Here is a 3,730-nt window from a genome sequence, read left to right on the forward strand (position 1 = left end):
GGTCGATCAGCTCGCAGACGGTGCCGCCGCCGTGGCATCCGGAGCCTCGCAACTGGCATCCGGCGCGGGCTCGGTGGCGACCGGAGCGGCGTCGGCCAACGACGGCGCCGCGCAGCTGCGCGATGGGCTCGGCACCCTGGCGAGCGGCACGGCCGAGCTGCGTGACGGCCTGTCGAACGGCGTCGACGCGATTCCGGCATCCACCCCCGAGCTCCGCACGCAGCAGGCCGACACGATCGCCGACCCTGTGAAGGTGTCGAGCGACAAGGTCGCGTCGGCCGAGGACTACGGCGCAGGTCTCGCACCGTTCTTCGCGGCATTGTCGGCCTGGATCGGCATCTACGCCCTGTTCCTGATCGTGAAGCCCATCTCGCGGCGCGCGGTCACGGCTCTCCACTCGCCGATCCGCGTCACGCTCGCGGGGTGGCTGACACCCGCCATGCTCGGCGCCGTGCAGATGCTGGGCCTCATGGGCATCCTCGCCATCACGCTCGGATTCACGTTCGACAACCCGGTCGGCACCCTCGGGGTGATGATCGTGGCGTCGGCGACGTTCGCGGCGATCATCCTCGCCCTCAACGTGTGGCTCGGGTCGGTCGGCCAGTTCCTCGGTCTCGTGCTCATGGTGCTGCAGCTGGTGACCGCGGGCGGCACCTTCCCCTGGCAGACCCTGCCCGCGCCGCTCGCCGCACTGCATCACGTGCTGCCGCTCGGCTATGTCGTCGACGCGATGCGCCAGCTCATGTACGGCGGCGATCTCGCCCGAGCGGGCTGGGATCTGGCGGTGCTGGGCATGTGGCTCGTGGGCGCCCTGACGCTCGCCGCCATCGGCGTGACGCGCATGACCCACCGGCGCACCCTGCGCGACCTGCAGCCGAGCCTGATCGGGTGATCGATGTGCGGGACCCTCCCGGTCCCGCACATCTGCCCCTGTAGGCGATATGCCGGCTATGGATAGGATGCCGGGAGTGCAGTCGTGATACGCACTCGGGGGCTCTCTGGGACTGAGTCCCACCGCGCCACCCGAAAGAGTTCTCGATGATGACAACCGGCTCGACGGAGATCGTCGACACTCCGCACCACTCCGACGCCGTTCCGCGCCGGTCGCTCGCCGCCCGCATCGGACGGATCGCGTTCCTCGTCGTCGCCGCGATCGTCGTGGTCGCGGTCGCCGCGGCGTTCTTCGTGACGTGGACGATCCAGCGATCCTTCCCGCAGACCGAGGGCGAGATCCCGCTCGACGGGCTGCAGGCCGAGGTCACCGTGCAGCGCGATGCGCTCGGGGTGCCGACCATCACCGCCGACTCGACCGACGACCTCTTCTACGCACAGGGCTTCGTGCACGCGCAGGACCGGTTCTTCGAGATGGACTTCCGTCGGCACGTGACGGCCGGGCGGGTGGCCGAGATGTTCGGCGAGTCGCAGGCCGGCACCGATGCGTTCCTGCGGACGCTCGGCTGGCGCACCGTCGCCGAGGCCGAGGTCGCGGCGATGGACGACGTGACCCTCGGCTACTACGAGGCGTACTCCGACGGCGTCAACGCCTACCTGCAGTCGCGCTCGGGAGCCGAGCTCTCGCTCGAGTACGCCGTCATCGGCATGCAGAACCCCGATTACACGCCCGAGCCGTGGGAACCCGCCGATTCCGTCGCCTGGCTGAAGGCCATGGCCTGGGACCTCCGCACGAACATCGAGGACGAGACCGAGCGTGCCCTGCTCGCCGCCCAGCTCGCGGACGGCTCGGATGCCGCGACGACGCGGCAGACGCTCGACGAGCTCTACCCCGACTACCCGTTCGACGAGAATCCGGTCATCGTCCCCGAGATCTCCCGCGTCCCCGCCGTCGGCACCGACGCCGAGCCCGCGGCCTTCAGCGCCGACGACGACGGCGCCGAGATGCAGCACGCCGTCACCACGATCGACTGGCGCGAGGCATCCGATGTGATCGAGGCCGCCAGCCTGCTGGTCGGCGATGTCGGCGAGGGCATCGGCTCGAACTCCTGGGTGGTCTCCGGCGACCTCACCGCGTCCGGTATGCCGCTCCTCGCCAACGACCCGCACCTCGGAGCATCCCTCCCCTCGGTCTGGTACCAGGTGCAGCTGAAGTGCTCCGAGGTCACCGCCGAGTGCCCGTTCGACGTGGGCGGCTTCTCGTTCTCGGGACTCCCCGGCATCGTGATCGGCCACAACAGCCAGGTCGCGTGGGGATTCACCAATCTGACGACCGACGTCACCGACCTCTACGTCGAGCGCATCGAGGGCGACCAGTACTGGCGCGACGGCGCACTCGTGCCCCTCGAGACGAGCACCGAGACCATCAAGGTCGCCGGCGGCGACGACATCGAGCTCACCATCAGGTCGACCGTGCACGGGCCGATCATCTCGGGTCTCACCGACGACTTCACCGCCATCGCCGAGACTCCCGAGCCCGGCCTCGCCGCCGGAGGGGCAGGCCTGACCCCGCCCGGGGGTGACGGATCGGAGTACGCGCTGAGCCTGCGCTGGACCGCCCTGGATCCCGGCACCAGCGCCACCGCGATCTTCGCGCTCTCGACCGCGCAGGACTTCGACGACTTCCGTCGTGCCGCATCGCTGTTCGACGTGCCCGCTCAGAACCTGATCTACGCCGACGTCGAAGGCAACATCGGCTACCAGGCGCCCGGACGCCTTCCCGTGCGCGGAGCCGGCGACGGATGGCTGCCGCAGCCCGGCTGGGACAGCGCCTACGACTGGACGGGGTTCATCCCGTTCGAGGAGCTGCCGGTCTCGTACAACCCCGGTTCCGGGTACATCGTGACCGCCAACAACGCGATCGTGACCGAGGACTACGACTACTTCCTCACGAGGGACTGGGACTACGGCTACCGGGCCGCCCGCATCGTCGACCTGATCGAGCGACGCGCCGCCGCGGCGCCGCTGACCGCGCAGGGCATGCGCGACATCCAGATGGACAGCGAGATGTGGATCGGCAAGCGTCTGACCACCGCGCTCGACGGCGTCGAGGTCGACGGGGCGGGCGTCGAGGACGCCGTCGATCTGCTCCGCTCCTGGAACGCGCAGAACACGGCGTCGTCGGCCGCGGCCGCCTACGCGAACGTGCTGTGGTCGAACCTGGTGCAGAACATGTTCGCCGAACGCGACGAACCGCTGCCGATCGGCGGCCAGGGGCGGCTGTTCACGGTGGTGTCGGCGCTGCTCGACGACCCGTCGAACCGGCTGTGGGCCAATCCGCAGCTCGGCGTCACGAGCATGGACGAGATGCTCGCGTTCTCCGCCGAAGAGGCGTACGACGAGCTGTCGGCGCTGCAGGGAACGAACGTCGAGGCCTGGAAGTGGGGCGATCTGCACGCGATCACCCTCACCAGCGACACGCTCGGTTCGTCGGGCATCGCCCCGATCGAGGCTCTCTTCAACCGTGGTCCGTACGCGGTCGGGGGCGGCGCGTCGATCGTCAACGCGACCGGATGGGATCTGGGGACCTCGTACGCGACGACCACGGTGCCCTCGATGCGCATGGTGGTCGACCTCGCGGACTTCGACGACTCGACCTGGATCCACCTCACCGGAGCCTCGGGGCACGCCTTCCACGAGCACTACACCGACCAGCCCGCCGACTGGGCGGCCGGAACGCAGCGCCCGTGGGCGTCGTCGACGAAGGCGGTGGATGCCGCGGCGCGGCAGACGCTCGTGCTGACTCCGGCCAGGTAGACGCTCGCGCTCGGTCGCCGGT

2 protein-coding genes are annotated in these 3,730 nt (G+C 69.7%); both read left to right on the forward strand.

Annotation, left to right across the window (positions count from 1 at the left end; translation table 11 throughout):
* The coding region (locus RTM68_RS17615; RefSeq protein WP_312173460.1) for a YhgE/Pip family protein at positions 1–892 on the forward strand (892 nt) is incomplete at its 5' end.
* 146 nt (positions 893–1,038) lie between these two features.
* On the forward strand, positions 1,039–3,708 hold the full coding sequence (locus RTM68_RS17620; RefSeq protein ID WP_312173463.1) for a penicillin acylase family protein: 2,670 nt from the start codon (positions 1,039–1,041) through the stop codon (positions 3,706–3,708).
* Positions 3,709–3,730 lie beyond the last annotated feature (22 nt).

This window comes from Microbacterium sp. (assembly GCF_031988965.1).
Classification (GTDB): domain Bacteria; phylum Actinomycetota; class Actinomycetes; order Actinomycetales; family Microbacteriaceae; genus Microbacterium.

What these genes read in the sequence shown, in the direction of transcription:
- RTM68_RS17620 (WP_312173463.1), top strand. Translation starts at nt 1,039, where the DNA reads ATGATGACAACCGGCTCGACGGAGATCGTCGACACTCCGCACCACTCC.